This is a genomic window from Parageobacillus caldoxylosilyticus, from assembly GCF_019272935.1.
GTDB classification, from domain to species: domain Bacteria; phylum Bacillota; class Bacilli; order Bacillales; family Anoxybacillaceae; genus Saccharococcus; species Saccharococcus caldoxylosilyticus.
The window spans coordinates 1950075-1967230 of sequence record NZ_CP040553.1; the positions used below are offsets into that span (position 1 = coordinate 1950075).

The window sequence follows — 17156 nt, forward strand, 5'->3', positions numbered from 1 at the left end:
CGATGAATAAGATTCGGTCTCTTTTTCTTTGCGATGATAAGGGGGGAGTGAGCCTTGCTAATCAATCAAAATTGGAAAATACAATATTTTGACGTAGGACAGGCAAACGATTTGACGATTGCGGATCCAAACTATATTGATCACTTTTGGATGTCCGCAAAGGTGCCGGGAGACGTACATTCGATTTTGCGGGAAAAAAATTTGATTGATGATCCCTTTTTTGGCCATAATGACTTGAAATCGAAATGGGTGGAAGAAAAGGTTTGGTGGTATCGTACGGAATTTACCTTTGAAAAAAACTTAGATCAAGATGAACGGCTGGAGTTGATTTTTGAAGGGCTGGATACTTTTGCGACCGTTTATTTAAATGGAGTGGAATTAGGATCGACGGAAAATATGTTCATTTCCCATACTTTTGATGTTACTAGAGAAATCGTGGACGGAAGAAATGTTTTGGCGGTGAAATTCAATCCTGTCTCCTATCAGTTAAAGGATAAGGAGAAGAATTATTGGGCTGGATTCGGCAAAGACCGCATATGGGCGCGCAAGGCTCAATATCATTTTGGCTGGGACTGGGGTCCGCAAATTTTAACGGTAGGAATTTGGAAAGAGGTGCGTTTGGAAAAAAGAAAAATCGCCAAAATCGAAAGTGTTTACGCAAGAACGCTGGATATTCAGGATTCCCGGGCGCTTGTTCAAATGGATATTTACACAAAAAGCTTTGTTAAGGGAAAACCGTTGCGCGCAGAGATTACGTTAAAAGATCAAGAACAGCAATTTTTCCAAACCGTAAATATGGAACAAGACCGGGCGACGCTTACATGGAACATCGACCATCCAAAACTCTGGTGGACGCATGATTTAGGAGAACCAAATCTTTATCAGTTATCTGTCGTTTTAAAATGTGAAGATGAAGTTCTTGATACGTATCAAACAGAAATCGGGATTCGGACGATTGAAGTCATGCAAAGAGATCGCGAAGGGAATCCGCGGTTTACCTTTGTGTTAAATGGAGTAGAGATTTTTGCCAAAGGGGCGAACTGGATTCCTGTGGATAGCTTTTTAGGATCTGCCCCGGAATCGCGCTATCGCCATCTTATTCAACTGGCGAAAGAAGCGAATATGAATATGCTGCGTGTATGGGGCGGAGGGATTTATGAAAAAGACATTTTTTATCAGGAATGCAATCGTCAAGGGATTTTAGTTTGGCAGGACTTTATGTTTGCCTGTGCATTATACCCGGATTACAACCGCAATTATATGGAAAATGTCCGGGAAGAAGTGGTTTCGGTGATTAAGCGGCTGCGGAATCATCCTTCCATCGCTTTATGGTGCGGAAATAACGAAAACGATTGGTTATATGAAGTGGAGCGTGCTGCCGGGAACATTCATACTCCTTTTTACGGGGAAAAAATCTATCATGAGTTAATTCCTGAACTATTGGAAGAATTGGATCCTTCAAGGGTTTACTGGCCAAGCTCGCCATATGGCGGAAATGACCACAACTCGGAAGAGGAAGGCGATCGTCATAATTGGCAAGTTTGGCATGGAAATGTCGAACCCCGGAAATTTGGCCAGAATTTAGGGCAAAACATCAGTGTGGAGGGGGTTTCGTTTCGAAATTATAAGAAGGATCGCACCCGGTTTTGCAGCGAGTTTGGCATGCATGCTTCTGCCAATCGCTATACGCTGGAAAAAAATCTGCCTGAGGGAACTTTTTATTGGGGCAGCGATGAGCTGGCATATCGCAATAAAGATTATCATCATATAAAAGGGATTTTATTAATGGAAGGGTATACCGGCATTCCAAAAAATGTGGAGGAATACATGAATTATTCGATGCTCACGCAAGCCGAAGGTTTAAAGTATGGAATGGAACATTATCGCCGTAATAAACCGCAAACAAGCGGAGCTTTAATCTGGCAATTGAACGATTGCTGGCCTGGAACAAGTTGGTCCATGATTGACTATTACCTTTTGCCAAAAGCTTCATATTATTATAGTAAAAAATTTAATGCTCCACTTTTATTTACGCTTGAACATGACCCTGGTGATGATTTGCATCTATGGATTGTGAATGACCGATTAGAAGATGTGGAAGATATACTGGTGTTTGAAGTGTTTCGTTTTAATGGCGAGTTAGTGTATTCCAAAGAATTTTTTATCGATGTGAAAGGGAATACTTCGACTCGCATTGCTTCCTTAACAGAAGCGGAGGTTTTGCAAGGCCAACCTGCGGAACAAGTGGTTGTCCGCTTAAAATCGCTGAAGAAAAAAGCAGAAGAAAATTATTATTACTTGAGAAATCATAAGGATCTTCAGCTCCCTAAAGCGAAGCTGCAAGTCAAAGTGATCCCGGAAAAACAAGAAGTAGAAATTCGTACGGATTGTTTTGCCCGTTTTGTAAAACTGGAACTTCCGGCTGAAAAAATTATTTTTTCTGATAATTTCTTTGACTTGCTTCCTTCGGAGCGAAAGATCATTAAGATAAGACATTTAGATGGCAAAACCATTTCTTTAGACGGTTTAAGCGTATCAGCCATCAACGGCGGTGCTTGATCGGATGATTTTTTATCCAAGATTAGGGAATCGGTCTTGCCTGCTCCTTTCTTTTTCGACTAATATTTGTAATGTTGCATTTAATTTCTGTAATGTTCGCATAGTAATCTGGAGAAATAGAGGATGATATGATCCTTAAACTGCAAAAATACGAATAAATGGCGATAATTCGTGAATAAGGCAAAAAATGATGATTGACTAAATAAGTTAGGAATGTAGAATTAATGTTATAATTCTTGCTTGTAATTTTGGAGATGGTGTAAAGCGAAGGAGTTCGTTTGAAAGCATGTTTCCACATTTGTTTCATCAAAGCCATCTAGAAATCATCTTATTTGGGAAAGCCTGAATGGGGGGAGATGACTCGCCATTCATTCTGAACGGTTATAGTCAGGCAAACGAGAGCATGGAATATAATCACATGCATCATGTATAAAACATCAATGGCAGGGAGTTGGGGGTTAGCTTTTATGAGGTTGAAGAAAACGGATGCCAAGACATGTGCCATGTTATTAAAAGAATTCGAAAATGCTCCGCAGCCTTTCAATCCGGAAAAATTGATTTTCAAAGGTATAGGGGACCGCGATGTTTATAATATTTCAGCGCCGTTTGAAGATGAAGGGGAACTTGTCATTGCCGGCCGGGTAGAACCTCGGGACAGCGAACATTCGGAAGTATACTTTTTCGTGAATCGCAATGGGGAATGGATACCAAGGGAAGGCGCACCGGTATTTCAGTTACAAGATCCTTTTTTCACCAAAATTGGCGGTGAATTAATCTTTGGAGGGGTTCAAACCTTTTCTAATCCAACAATGGAAGGTTCCCTCGGATGGAGAACTGTCTTTTATAGAGGAAAGCGTATTGCGGATTTAAAAGAGTTTGCTAAAGGTCCAGATGGTATGAAAGATGTAAGGCTTATCGAGCTGAAAGACGGATCGATTGGCGTGCTTACACGACCACAAGGTGAAAAAGGCGGACGCGGTAAAATTGGATTTATCCGAATTCCATCGCTCGATGATTTTACTTGTGAGGTGATGGAGAACGCTCCGCTCTTAGAAGGCCAGTTTATCGACGAAGAGTGGGGAGGAGCAAACGAACCACACTTGCTTTCCAATGGCCTGATTGGCGTGCTGGGGCATATCGCTTGTTTTGATGAAGAGGGACACCGCCATTATTACCCGATGGTGTTTGTTTTGAATCCGGATACGATGGAGTTTTCCGATATTGAGCTTATCGCAACGAGATCTCATTTTTTAGAAGGTGTTTCGAAGCGTCCGGATCTTGCGGATGTCGTCTTTAGCGGCGGCTTAATTCGCAAAGGAGATGGAACGGCTGATTTATATGCGGGTATCAGCGATGCGGAAGCACAAAAAATTACCATTATGGATCCGTTTATCAAATACGAAAGAAATGAGATATATCAGGAAGAAAATAGATTTATAGCAGCGGAAGTATAAGTTAGAAAATATAAGTTTTTCGAGGATGTCCCAAAAGTGTTCGCATAGCGTTCGCTTTTGGGACACTTTTTTGGATAAAAAAGAAGAAAACCGTTCCTCTTTTGGTATAATAGAGTCACCACAACCCTACCAAAGAAAGGACGGTTTTCTTATGTACATTTATTATAACCGAGATCAACTCATTTTGCCAATGGATCTTGAAATTTTCATTCCCAAACATCATCTTTGCCGGATTGTGGATCTGGCAGTGGAAAAAATGGATCCGGCTCTGTTCGTTTCCCTCTATCCTGGCGGAGGGCGTCCAGCCTATCATCCGAAAATGATGTTGAAAGTCATCCTGTATGCCTACGCCAATCGGATCTACTCCTCTCGCCAAATCGCCAAGCAGTTGAAAGAAAACATTTACTTTATGTGGCTATCCGGCCATCAAACACCGGATTTTCGCACGATCAACCGATTTCGGTCGGAACGGATGAAGGACATCATTTACGAAACGTTTTTCTCCATTGTCGATCTTCTGCGTCAAGAAGGGTTGGTCAAGTTAGAGGATTATTTTCTGGATGGAACGAAAATCGAGGCCAATGCCAACCGATATACATTCGTTTGGCGCAAATCAACGGAAAAGTACGATCAGAAACTGGAGGAGAAATTCCGGAAAATCGTTGCCTCGATCGAACAGGTGACGAAAGAAGATGAAGAGGCGGAACAAGAGGGGGATTTTCAAGAAAAGCTGGAAGCTTCACCGATCACGTCCGAAAGGATCGAAGCCGTCATCGAACAAGTGGAAGAGCGCCTAAAGAAAGAGCCGAAGAATCGTACGTTAAAGAAAGCCAAACGGCAATTGGAACAAGATCTTCTCCCCCGTAAGAAAAAATATGAAGAATACAAAGAAAGATTAGGCGAACGGAACAGTTTTTCGAAAACGGATCCGGATGCCACGTTTATGCGGATGAAGGACGACCATATGAAAAATGGCCAGCTCAAACCGGGGTACAATGTGCAGATTGGGACAGAGAACCAATTCATCACTGGATTTAGCGTGCATCAACGGGCAGGGGATGCCGGATGTTTCATTCCGCATTTGGAGCAATTGGCCGCCTATGGGCGTCCAATGCCTAAACAAGCCATTGCGGATTCCGCCTATGGGAGTGAGGAGAACTACACGTACTGTGAGAAAAAGAAGATAGTCGCCCTGATCAAGTACAACACGTTAGATCGGGAACAAACGAAAGCGTGGGCGAAGGAGATCGGCCGAATCGAGAACATGACGTATGATGAGGAGCTGGATGAGTGGATTTGCGCTAAAGGGGAACGGTTGGTGTTTGTGTATGAACGGAAGGAAACGACCGACAACGGGTACGTTACCGTCAAACGGACGTATCGTTGTACGGCTTGTGCCGGATGTCCGTTTCAGGCGACATGCGCCAAAGGCAAAGACACGAAAACCATCCGCGTTTCCTTGAAAAATCAACAACAACGGCAAGAGATCCGTAAACGGCTGTCCACGGAAGAAGGGGCGGCGACGTACCGAAAACGACAAATCGAAAACGAGCCGGTGTTTGGGCAAATCAAGCACAACCAGCAATTTCAGCGCTTTTTGTTAAGAGGGCTCCCAAAAATTACCTTGGAATGGGGGCTTATTTGTGCTGCTCACAATTTGAGAAAGTGGGCGGCCACAACCGATCCAACAAAGAAAAAACAGGATAAAATTCAGAAATAAGGAGAAATTCCTGCTTCAAAAAAGGAATAAATAACCAAATAGTAAAGAAAAGAAACAGAGGCTGTCCCCAAAAGGTCGGTTTAACGACCTTTTGAGACAGCCTCGTTTTTTTATATTTCAAGCAAAAATAACTGTTTTATATCGTAATAGCAAACGAGGATAAGTTAATGGAGCGCTTAAATAAACGAAGCGATGGCCATGTAATAGATCGCTCTTTATTCTTGCCAAAAAGTTTCTTTTCCTCGTTGTTTGTTCCTTGTCAAATTTTTTTCGGAAAGTATTAACCTAATATTCAAGAACGAGATGGGTTTTTCGCTGTTTGTTTTTTTACAATAATTTAGTGGCGTAGCGGGTGAGAGTTGGTATTGTGACCGATGTAACAGCAAGAAATGGCAAGTTTTTATATGATAAGTGACAAAAAGGGTGTAGAGAAACATGAAGTGGATTCCATCTCGATTTAACGCGATTTCGCAAACCAAAAATGGTGAGCTTATTCTTTACAACAGTTATACAGGGGCGGTCGGCGTTGTTGCGGAGGAAGAGAAAAAAACGGTGCTGCAAGCGTTAAAGCCAAGCGGCATCGACCGTGACTTATTGCCTGTTGAAAAAACGCTTGTCGAATGCGGGTTTCTCGTCGCAGAGAGTGTAAATGAAAAACAGCGCGCCCAGTTTTTGCATCAAACTTTACATCGGACGGATGTAATGCATCTGATTGTTCTTCCGACAGAAGCGTGTAATTTCCGCTGTACATACTGCTATCAAGATTTTTCGCGCGGAAATATGAGCCGCGATGTCGTCAATGGGTTAAAACGTTTTTTGGAAAAGAAAATTCCGAGGCTCGAGCATCTTACGGTCAGCTGGTTTGGCGGCGAACCGTTGCTGGCGCTGGACATTATCGAAGAGTTAAGCGAAGCGATCGTCGAATGGACGGAGCGGCACGGCGTCACGTATCAAGCGGAAATGTCCACGAACGGCTATTATTTATCCAAAGAAACATTGCAGCGTTTATTGAAATATAAAGTGAATCGCTTTATGGTGACGCTGGATGGAAGCAAAGACGTGCATGATTCACGCCGGGCCCTTGCGAGTCGGGGGCCGACATATGAGACGATCGTCAATCATTTGCTCGATATACAGACGTTAGATGATTCGTTTGAAATTTACATTCGCATTAATTTTGATGAAGACAATCTTTCCCGTGTTTCAGCGTTTTTAGAAGAGTTGGCCCGTTATTTTGCCGGAGACTCGCGCTTTCAAATTTTCTGCCGTCCTGTTGGAAAATGGGGCGGAGCAAACGATGAAGCGCTGCCGATCTGCGACCATCGTACCGCAGAAACGAAAATATGGGAGTTTACGGAATTAGGGATCAACAAAGGGCTGCAGATGAGCTCGATCATTGAGTCGATGCTCATGCCTTCTGGGGCGGTTTGTTATGCGGCCAAGCCGCATTCGTTCGTCATTGGGGCCAACGGTCAAGTGTATAAATGTACGTGTTCCCTTGACGAAGAATATAACCATGTCGGATGGCTTCATGCCGATGGAACGATGGACATCGATTTTGATAAATTGGCCTTATGGGTTACGTCGGGAGAAGAACAAGATGAAACGTGCCAAGCCTGTTTTTTTCGCCCGGCGTGTCAAGGGAACCATTGTCCGTTGTACCGCATACGTAAAGGAAAGCGTCCTTGCCCTTATGAAAAACGAAAAATAAAACAAGTGCTGCGTTTGATTCATGCGCAGCAATCGGAAATCCAGTGACATCGGCGCGATGATGCCGCGCCGCTAGGCGATTTGAATGCTTAACGGGATGGCAAAACGTTAGCGGCAAAGGAGGTGGTGAAACGATATGCGCATTTTACGCCCAGCGGTATCGCCAGTTGCGGCGTCCAATTCGGGAAGACTTTCTAAATCCGTTCCGGGCAACTTAAAATAACAAATGCCTGGTTTTCCCCCGAAACTTGTCGGAAGAGCGTTGCCGCGAAGGCGGTACGCTCTTTTTTTATTTTTTATTTGGTAAATTCTTTAATTAGGTTGTTTTTGGTGGAAAGTAAGCAATTCTTTGGACATTTTTTGATATGTTTTTTCTGTTCCTGCTATTTAATTCATTTATTTAATTCATTGCTGCCTATCTTTCTAATAGGAAACCGCTTTATTCTTCAAAAAATAACCCAATTTCCTATTTTTAAACGGACAGGAAAATATTTCGTGATATCGAAATATATAGTAGACGGAAATGAAGAGGGGGAGTAAGAAAGGTTGAGTCGTTTACATATAAGATTAGTAGTTTCCTTCCTTTTGGTGTCTATCATTTTTTCCTTTTTTCCGCCTGTTTTTCAAGGGAGAGCAAAGGCAGACAAGGTGATCGTGCAAGGGGATCATTTGAACGTCCGGACAGGGCCGGGGACGTCGTACCGTGCCTTCGCAAAGCTTGATCAAGGCGAAACGTATTACGTCCTTGATAAGAAAGGGAGCTGGGTCAAATTACGGTTGAATCATGGCGAAACTGGTTGGGTGGCGAAGCAATATGTTATTGGTGTGCGGAAGAAGGCAGTGGTGACGGCTGATCGTCTTCGCGTTCGTTCCATCCCAAGTAGCCATGGAAATATCATTGGCTATCTTGTGCAAGGCCAAACCGTTCACATAGCAGAAACAGAGGACGGATGGGCAAAAATTGTAGCACCTTCGTTCGTCGGCTGGGTTTCCTTGGCTTATCTCGCTTCGGATGGTCAGCAGGAAACAGAGATGAGACGAATAGGATGGGTAACGGCTGATTCCTTGAACGTAAGGGCAAGACCGTCGTTGCAGGCAGAACGTGTGGAAAAAGTGACATACGGACAACAAGTGCAAATTATGTTGAAACGAGGAGAATGGTATCAAATTACCACAGAGGATGAAAAGATCGGCTGGGTGTCTAGCGATTATATATCCATTGTTTCTCCTGCGACTTCGCAATGGTTGACGGTATTGTATGACGATGTGAATATTCGTTCGGCTCCTTCGTTGGATGGGAACGTGAAAGCAACAGCGCGGTATGGAGAGCGTTACCGGGTGCTAGGGAAGATCGGCAATTGGTATGGAATTGAAATTCCGGGACGAGGAATCGGTTATATTGCCGGCTGGCTTGTTTCCGTTAGTGCTGATGGCAAGTCGGAGTCCAAAACATTAAAAGGAAAGACGGTGGTAATCGATGCCGGACATGGCGGCAAAGATAGCGGTGCGAGAAGTGTGAACGGAACGATGGAGAAAACCTTAACTTTACGAACGGCAAAGCTGTTAAAGGAAAAGCTGGAACGATACGGGGCAAACGTCGTGCTGACGCGTTCCACTGATCGATACCTTTCCTTGCCCGAGCGTGTGCAAACGGCGTATCGCTATCAAGCCGATGTGTTTATTAGCATTCATTATGATAGTTCGAAGGATCAAAATGCCAAAGGAATGACCGTGTATTACTATGATATGTTTTCCGACTATTTGCTTGCATTGTCGCTTGAACATCCGTTTTCCCGCATCATGTCGATTCCGTTTCGCGGGGTGAGTTTCGGAGATTATCACGTTATTCGTGAAAACAAGCTTCCGTCTGTACTAGTGGAACTTGGATATTTAAGCAATCCGACAGAAGCGGACATCATTGCGACAGACCGTTACCAGCAGGAAGTGACCAATGCGATTGCCAACGGCCTACGCAATTATTTTGGATAATGTCATGAGTGAAAAGGAAGGGAGTTGAATCCCCTGCCTTTTTCTATCTTTTTTGTTATAAAAGTGCAAAGAGGAATGAATAGAAGAATACTTCGATTGGAAAATGGGTTTCTGCCGTTCAAGCCGAAAACGGATGAAGATCATTGTTGGAGTTTTCATATCGAATTCCATGCGATTGATTGGTTGCCGTTTATGGTAACAAGGATGCGGGGAGATTGGGATGAAAGATATTTATCTATAAATGCCACACCAATGATAATAAAAGGAATATACTATCGCTATTGGTGTGAAGACTCCATCTCCCTGCCATATATGGATGACGACTCTCGCGCTTCTTATCGGTTAGGGTGCGGCATAGAAGGGGGATATTCCATTTTTTCTCCCCGCTTTCCGCCAGCTTCATAAAAAAATGTCCACGCGACGGATCGCTGCCCTTCGGCAATGCGCTCATACTAGGCTTTTTTCTATTGTCTTGATTGACGAAATGGCAGAAAAAATGTAATATTAAAAAAGTCGTAATTATACAAAAATAGTAAGTCTTGGTGCAAACCGGGATAAACGACTTCATTTTCGGAATATTTTAAATATCATATGTGGAGGCATCTTAGATGAAGAAAAAAGACATTTTCTTTACGGGGTTGATGCTTTTTGCTTTATTTTTCGGGGCAGGGAACTTAATTTTTCCGCCATATCTTGGCATGGAAGCGGGGAAAGCGGTTTGGCCGGCGATTTTCGGGTTTGTCGTTACAGGGGTGAGTTTGCCGATTTTGTCTGTTGCCGCGATTGCGCTAGCGAAAGATGGGATTCAATCGATTGGCAATTATGTTCATCCTCTGTTTAGTTTATGCTTTTCGCTTACCGTCTATTTAGCGATTGGCCCATTTTTCGGTATCCCGCGAGGAGCGAGCGTCACTTATGAAATGGGAATCAAACCGTTTTTCGACGGGAATAGCGGCGCGTTCTCACTATTGCTATTTACCATTATCTTTTTCGCGGCCGTTTATTGGTTAAGCTTAAATCCGTCAAAGCTGGTCGATCGCATTGGGGAAATATTGACACCTGTTTTGCTTCTTTCTATTGCCGTTCTTTGCGTTGCAGGGATCATCCAGCTAAAAAATCCGCTGCAAGCACCGACGGAAAAATACGCTTCCGTCCCGTTTTTTAAAGGGTTTATGGAAGGATATTTAACAATGGATGCGATCGCGGCGCTTGCGTTTGGGATTGTCGTTGTGAACGCGTTAAAAGATAGAGGCGTACATCAGCAGTCAACAATGGTAAAAGGCACTATTCAAGCAGGATTGATTGCGGGAATGGGCTTGGCGTTAGTTTATATAGCGACTGCGTTGGTTGGGGCAAAAATGTCTGTAAACGGTCCATTTGCCAATGGTGGAGATCTATTGTCGAGTACGGCTGCGCTTTTATTTGGCAGCGGCGGAAAGCTATTGCTTGGCGTCATTGTCGCTTTAGCGTGCTTAACGACCTGCATCGGGCTAACCGCGGCATGCGCGCAATATTTTCATGAAGTGACGCCAAACATATCGTATAAAACCTATGTGACGATTATTACGATTTTTAGCTTAGCCGTTTCTAACTTAGGGTTGAATCAACTGATTTCGATTTCCGCTCCGGTGTTAACGATGATTTATCCTTTAGCTATTGTGCTTGTGATTATGTCGTTTTTCCATCGCTTCTATCAAGGTTCGGCGAAAACGTATGGGATGGCCTTGCTGTTTACCGCCGTGTTCAGCATCTACGACGGCTTGAACGCGTTTGGCATAAAGGCCGAGTGGCTGAAGGCGTTATTATCTTGGTCCCCATTTTTCTCGGTTGGATTAGGATGGGTGGTCCCTGCCATCATAGGAGCAATCATTGGCTTTGTGATGGACAACGTTGCCTTGAAGCAGCATAGGACAGCGCAAAAAAGAAGCACGGCGTCTGCCGTTAAGAGATAAACGAGAAGGAGAGCTTGCCACGGTCAGAAGTGAACGGCTCTCCTTTTTGTCTTTTTTTAGAATCGAAACCGTTCCCATCATACCCACGTAATCGTTGTAAATGAAAGGGAAGTTCATTATAGTTTATAATAACATCATATATGTACGAGAAATAACGTAAATGATCCGATGGTTTGACAGAAATGATGCTTGGTTAGGGAAATGTGTCATTGGATTGCCGCATACTATATTTTTCCTGACATTAGGCACGTTTGGGAACAGAGTAAACAATCAAAGGTGTGATGAAATATGGATATTGCCGTAGCGGGTGCAGGATATGTAGGACTCGTCACGGCCGCGTGTTTGGCGGAAAAGGGGCACAGGGTGGCATGCGTGGATGTCGATATTGAAAAAGTGATGCTGCTTCAGCGCGGAATGTCTCCGATCTATGAGCCTGGTTTGGAGGAGTTAGTAAGAAAAAATCGTGAGCGGTTGTGGTTTACGACCGATTATGCGGCGGCGTATCGGCGGGCAGATGTCATTATCATCGCTGTTGGCACCCCGGAAGAGCGGGATGGATCAGTGAATTTGCGCTATGTGTGGGAAGCGGCAAAGCAAATTGCACGGACGGTGGAAAAAGACTGTGTGGTGGCGGTAAAATCTACCGTTCCCGTCGGTACAGGCGATGAATTGGCGCGCTGGATCGCTGAACATCGCAAACACCCCGTGCATATCGAGGTTGTCGCTAATCCTGAGTTTTTATCGCAAGGAACGGCGGTCAATGATACGCTATACGCGTCGAGGATCGTGTTAGGAGTCGAATCGTCCCATGCCGAGAAGGTAATGAGAAAAGTGTACGACCCGTTTACGCTTCCGTATGTGGTGACGGACCGGAAAAGCGCGGAAATGATCAAATACGCTTCCAACGTCTTTTTGGCATTAAAAATCTCGTATATCAATGACATTGCCAATTTGTGCGAAATCGTTGGCGCTGATATTGAGGCAGTCGCTGAAGGAATGGGGATGGATCCGCGCATCGGCCCCCGTTTTTTGCGCGCGGGGATCGGCTACGGTGGATCTTGTTTTCCGAAAGATACGAAAGCGCTGTGTCACCTTGCAAGTCGCTGCGGCTATGAACTGAAAACGGTACGAGCCGCGATCGACGTGAATGAAAAGCAAAAGCTCAAATTAATAGAAAAGGCGAGAACGTATATTGGCGATTTTCACGGGCGGGAAGCAGCGGTGCTCGGGTTGACGTTTAAGCCGGGGACGGATGATATAAGGGAAGCTCCTGCCCTTGCCAATATTGCAGCATTGCTCGAAGAAGGCGCCAACGTGAAGGTATGGGATCCGGTTGGGATGGATAACGTCAAGCGTATCTTTGCCGAGAATTTGACGTATTGCGCGACGATTGAAGAAGCGATTGCGAACGCCGATTTATGCTTCATTTTCACGGAATGGCCAGAGATTCGGCAATTTGATCTGTGCCAGTATGCTGCTTTAATGAAAACGCCGCTTGTGTTCGATGGACGGAATTGCTATGACCTTGAAAGTGCCCGCAAGGCGGGAATCCTCTACGAATCGATTGGGCGGAAGCAGGTGGGCGCAGCGGAAAGTGCTGTTTTGGTGGAAACGGATGAGCGGTAAAGGGAAAAAGCCCTTGCTGGCCTGCCTTATTTTCGCTTTTTGCCGCTAGAGAGGAGATGATTTTGATAGAATAAGAGAGTAAGAAAAAGGCAATCATGAGGAAAAACAATGTAGTTTGCGGGAAAGGGGACGTCCTGTTCGTGTGATTGCTATCACGGGCAAACATGCTGCAAACAAGGGGAGGGACCAATGATTCGCATCCGGCTAGGAATATTGGGGGCAGACGATTCGTTAAACATTATTCAAACGATTGCGCAGGAATATAAGGAGCTTGACTGTGTGCCGGTTGTCTATTGGGATGAAAGCGAAATTATGGATCTTATTCGTCCGTTGCTTCCTAAAGTCGATATGTGGCTGTTTTCCGGACAGGTTCCGTATTCGATTGTCAAGGAATCAGGCGAGGTCGATGTACCGTTGTTTTACGTCCCGCATACAGGTGCAAGCTTATATCGGACGCTCTTGCAGGCTTATTACGAGCGGCAAATTCCGGTTCATCAGCTGAGCTTTGATACGTACCATCCATCGGAGATCGAACGGCTGCTTGAAGAGGTCGGGATTCGGGACCCCGTCGAGTACGTGAAGCACTATCAAGGCGGGATCTCCGCTGAAGAGTTGGCGGAGTATCATTATACATTATGGAAGCAAGGAAAAATAAAAGCAGCGGTAACCTGCTTGCGGACGGCTCATCTGGAATTAGAAAAGCTTGGCGTTCCGGTGTATCGGGTGCTGCCGGCGCGCGCCACCGTCGAGTCGGTCGTGCAAATGATCATTCGTACGGGTGAAATGCTTGACATTCAAAATGCGCAAATCGCCGTGCAAATGATGGAAGTGGATTCTTTGTCCGCGCTCAACACGGAAGCGTTTTCGACGGATGAAATTTACAAGATGGAAATGAAAGTGACGGAAAAATTGCTTCAATATGCAAAAAAAATCCAAGGGTCGCTAAAATGCGCGGGGCCTGGGCGGTATGTCATTTTTACGACAAGAGGCGCGTTAAAAGAAATGACAGACCAATACAAAACCGTTCCGGCCGCGGATGAAATGGAACACATCCATGATGAGATCGCAACGTGCGGCATCGGCATCGGAAGGACGGCATATGAGGCTGAGATTCACGCCGGAAAAGCGTTTCTGCACGCAAAAAAATATGGAAAGGGCGCTTGGATGGTCGTCTTTGATGATGGGACGATCGCCGGTCCGTTAGGGCGCGCCGAACGGATACATTATTCGCTAGACAGCGAGGAGCTGCAGCAGCTTAGCCAACAAACGAATTTGAGCGTCGCCACGCTAAGCAAGCTGCGCGCCATTTTACGGAAACTGGGGAAAAACGAGATTCAGGCGCATGAGCTGGCTAGGTATATGCAAATTTTGCCGCGCAGCGCGAGACGGATTTTAAAGGAACTCGAGGACGCCGGCATCGCTGAGGTGATTGGCGAAACGAATCCGTATCCGCGCGGACGGCCGCGGAAAGTATATCGTATTTTTTTATGATGTAGGTGAGGCTGGTTCCATATCGTTTTTTGAACGATGTTGGGCCAGTTTTTTTATTGGATGGAGAAGATAAACATCATGGTTCATAATATGTTTTAATAAATTTTAATAAATAAAATAATTTAAAATTTTTCATAACTATATTATAATTAAGGACATAACCGAAATTCACCCGTAAATCGCAATCATGGTGAAGGGAGGGAATGCCGTGATTCAGGAAGAACGGCTTTGGCAGCGGCTCATGGAATTAGGGGAGATTGGCCGGCAGCCGACGGGCGGGATTACGCGTTTGTCGTTTACGAAAGAGGAGCGCGCGGCAAAAGAAAAGGTTGCGGCCTATATGAAAGAGGCGGGGCTTTTTGTCTATGAAGATGCAGCCGGAAACTTAATTGGGCGGAAAGAAGGAACAGACAAAGACGCGCCGGTCGTGCTGGTCGGTTCTCATCTGGATTCGGTGTACAATGGCGGCATGTTTGATGGCCCGCTTGGCGTGCTTGCCGCTGTGGAAGTAGTACAGACGATGAATGAAAACGGGGTGGAAACCAAACATCCGATTGAGGTTGTCGCATTTACCGATGAAGAGGGGGCGCGCTTTCGCTTCGGGATGATCGGCAGCCGCGCTATGGCGGGGGCGTTGTCAACAGACGAGCTAAACTATCAGGATGCAAACGGCGTGTCGGTTGCCGAAGCGATGCAAGAAGCGGGGCTGAATCCGCATCACATCGGAAAAGCAGCGCGAAAACCGGGATCGGTCAAAGCCTATGTGGAACTACATATTGAACAAGGACGGGTGCTTGAAGAAGCGAATCTTCCGGTTGGCATCGTCACCGGCATTGCCGGACTCGTGTGGGTCAAATTTACGGTGGAAGGAAAAGCGGAACATGCAGGGGCGACGCCGATGCCGCTGCGCCGCGATCCGCTTGTGGCGGCAGCCCAAATCATTGAAGTAATCGAGCAAGAGGCGAAAGAAACGGGAACGACCGTCGGCACCGTCGGACAGCTGCACGTCTTTCCGGGCGGCATTAACATCATTCCGGAGCGGGTTGAATTTGTTCTTGATTTGCGGGATTTGGACGCGGCAGTGCGCGATAACGTATTACAGTCGATTAACGAACAAGCGCAAAAGATTGGCAAAGAGCGAAACGTGAAGGTCACTACCGAGCTATTGCAAGAGATGCCTCCTGTATTATGTTCCGAACTTGTACAAAACGCAGCGAAAGAGGCATGTCAAAAACTTGGTTTAGATGTTTTCTCACTTCCTAGCGGCGCTTCCCATGACGGAGTGCAGCTAGTGGGGCTTTGTCCGATCGGGATGATTTTTGTCCGCTCGCAAGATGGGGTCAGCCATAGTCCGGATGAATGGAGCACGAAGGAGGACTGCGCGGCCGGAGCGAATGTTTTGTATCATACGGTGCTGCGTTTGGCGACGGGAGAATAAGCGAGAAAAAGGGGGAAGAACGCATGACCAATGAAGAAATCAAACGGCTTGTCGATGAAGTGAAAGAGGAAGTGATTGCCTGGCGCCGCCACTTGCATGCGAATCCAGAGCTGTCGTTTCACGAAGAAAAAACGGCGCAGTTTGTTTATGACACGCTGCAATCGTTTGGGAATCTAGAACTCTCGCGGCCGACCAAAACGAGCGTGATGGCGCGGCTGATCGGGCATCAGCCGGGGAGAGTGGTGGCGATTCGCGCCGATATGGACGCGCTTCCGATTCAAGAGGAAAACACGTTTGAATTTGCTTCAAAAAATCCGGGCGTGATGCATGCGTGCGGGCATGACGGACATACGGCCATGCTTTTAGGGACGGCGAAAATTCTTTCTAAACTGCGCGATCAAATCCAAGGAGAAGTCCGCTTTCTTTTCCAGCATGCCGAAGAATTGCATCCAGGCGGCGCGGAAGAAATGGTGCAGGCCGGCGTGATGGATGGGGTGGATGTCGTGATCGGCACCCATCTTTGGTCGCCGCTTGAACGCGGCAAAATTGGCATTGTGTACGGGCCGATGATGGCGGCTCCGGACCGTTTTTTCATCCGCATCCATGGCAAAGGCGGGCACGCGGCGATGCCGCACCAAACGATTGACGCGATTGCGATCGGCGCCCAAGTGGTCACCAACTTGCAGTATATCGTTTCGCGCAATGTCGATCCGCTCGAGCCGCTTGTTGTTTCGGTGACGCAATTTGTTGCGGGCACGACGCATAACGTCATTCCGGGAAGCGTCGAAATTCAAGGGACGGTGCGCAGTTTTGATGAAACACTACGGAAAAACGTGCCGAAATTAATGGAGCGGATTATTAAAGGCATTACCGAAGCGCACGGCGCGACATATGAATTTGAATTTGAATACGGTTACCGTCCGGTCATTAACAACGACGAGGTGACCCGCGTGATGGAGGAAACGGTGCGCGAGGTGCTTGGCGAAGAAGCGGTTGACCATATGAAACCAAACATGGGCGGCGAAGACTTTTCCGCTTTCTTGCAAAAAGCGCCGGGAAGCTTCTTCTATGTCGGCGCGGGAAACAAAGAAAAAGGCATCATCTATCCGCATCACCATCCACGCTTTACCATCGACGAAGATGCGCTGGAAATTGGCGTGCGCCTGTTTGTCCATGCGGCGTTTAAATTATTGGCGGAAGCCCCGTAAAAGCTTCCG

Annotated in this window: 11 protein-coding genes; all 11 read left to right on the plus strand. The window is 46.0% G+C overall.

The features are described 5' to 3' along the window. The first annotated feature begins 54 nt into the window (after positions 1–54). The 11 genes from BV455_RS09950 to BV455_RS10000 all read left to right on the plus strand — a co-directional run bounded on the left by BV455_RS09950 (position 55) and on the right by BV455_RS10000 (position 17147). Positions 55–2559 carry a glycoside hydrolase family 2 protein gene (locus tag BV455_RS09950; RefSeq protein ID WP_218687997.1) on the plus strand — a complete coding sequence of 835 codons (2505 nt, stop codon included), beginning with the start codon at positions 55–57 and terminating at the stop codon, positions 2557–2559. A gap of 467 nt (positions 2560–3026) precedes the next feature. After that, the gene (locus BV455_RS09955; RefSeq protein WP_017437821.1) at positions 3027–4013 is read left to right on the plus strand and encodes an MTP-1 family protein; all 987 of its coding nucleotides are present in this window, start codon (positions 3027–3029) and stop codon (positions 4011–4013) included. A 151-nt stretch (positions 4014–4164) separates the two neighbouring features. Further along, positions 4165–5733: an IS1182 family transposase gene (locus BV455_RS09960; protein ID WP_218687463.1), complete on the plus strand. Its 1569-nt coding sequence runs from the start codon at positions 4165–4167 to the stop codon at positions 5731–5733. 435 nt (positions 5734–6168) lie between these two features. Next, positions 6169–7491, plus strand: a complete 1323-nt coding sequence (locus tag BV455_RS09965; protein WP_218687129.1) for a radical SAM/SPASM domain-containing protein — start codon at positions 6169–6171, stop codon at positions 7489–7491. A 498-nt stretch (positions 7492–7989) separates the two neighbouring features. Next, positions 7990–9432 carry an N-acetylmuramoyl-L-alanine amidase family protein gene (locus BV455_RS09970; RefSeq protein ID WP_218687130.1) on the plus strand — a complete coding sequence of 481 codons (1443 nt, stop codon included), beginning with the start codon at positions 7990–7992 and terminating at the stop codon, positions 9430–9432. A 96-nt stretch (positions 9433–9528) separates the two neighbouring features. Continuing rightward, a complete protein-coding gene (locus tag BV455_RS09975; RefSeq protein WP_218687131.1) occupies positions 9529–9837 on the plus strand; it encodes a hypothetical protein in 309 nt (102 codons plus the stop codon). A 203-nt stretch (positions 9838–10040) separates the two neighbouring features. Further along, complete coding sequence (gene brnQ / locus BV455_RS09980) at positions 10041–11384, plus strand: branched-chain amino acid transport system II carrier protein (protein WP_218687132.1); 1344 nt, start codon at positions 10041–10043, stop codon at positions 11382–11384. 288 nt (positions 11385–11672) lie between these two features. Next, positions 11673–13010 (plus strand): UDP-glucose dehydrogenase family protein, encoded by a 1338-nt coding sequence (locus tag BV455_RS09985; protein WP_218687133.1) that lies wholly within the window; start codon positions 11673–11675, stop codon positions 13008–13010. A gap of 189 nt (positions 13011–13199) precedes the next feature. Continuing rightward, positions 13200–14501, plus strand: coding sequence for a winged helix-turn-helix domain-containing protein (locus BV455_RS09990; protein WP_218687134.1), 1302 nt, complete (start codon positions 13200–13202; stop codon positions 14499–14501). A 208-nt stretch (positions 14502–14709) separates the two neighbouring features. Next, on the plus strand, positions 14710–15939 hold the full coding sequence (locus BV455_RS09995; RefSeq protein ID WP_218687135.1) for a Zn-dependent hydrolase: 1230 nt from the start codon (positions 14710–14712) through the stop codon (positions 15937–15939). Positions 15940–15962: 23 nt separating this feature from the next. Beyond that, a complete protein-coding gene (locus BV455_RS10000; protein ID WP_042408314.1) occupies positions 15963–17147 on the plus strand; it encodes a M20 family metallopeptidase in 1185 nt (394 codons plus the stop codon). Positions 17148–17156: the final 9 nt, after the last annotated feature.

Coding starts and splice junctions, on each gene's coding strand:
- BV455_RS09955 (WP_017437821.1), top strand. CDS start 3,027: ATGAGGTTGAAGAAAACGGATGCCAAGACATGTGCCATGTTATTAAAA.
- BV455_RS09985 (WP_218687133.1), top strand. CDS start 11,673: ATGGATATTGCCGTAGCGGGTGCAGGATATGTAGGACTCGTCACGGCC.
- brnQ (WP_218687132.1), top strand. CDS start 10,041: ATGAAGAAAAAAGACATTTTCTTTACGGGGTTGATGCTTTTTGCTTTA.
- BV455_RS09965 (WP_218687129.1), top strand. CDS start 6,169: ATGAAGTGGATTCCATCTCGATTTAACGCGATTTCGCAAACCAAAAAT.
- BV455_RS09990 (WP_218687134.1), top strand. CDS start 13,200: ATGATTCGCATCCGGCTAGGAATATTGGGGGCAGACGATTCGTTAAAC.
- BV455_RS09960 (WP_218687463.1), top strand. CDS start 4,165: ATGTACATTTATTATAACCGAGATCAACTCATTTTGCCAATGGATCTT.
- BV455_RS10000 (WP_042408314.1), top strand. CDS start 15,963: ATGACCAATGAAGAAATCAAACGGCTTGTCGATGAAGTGAAAGAGGAA.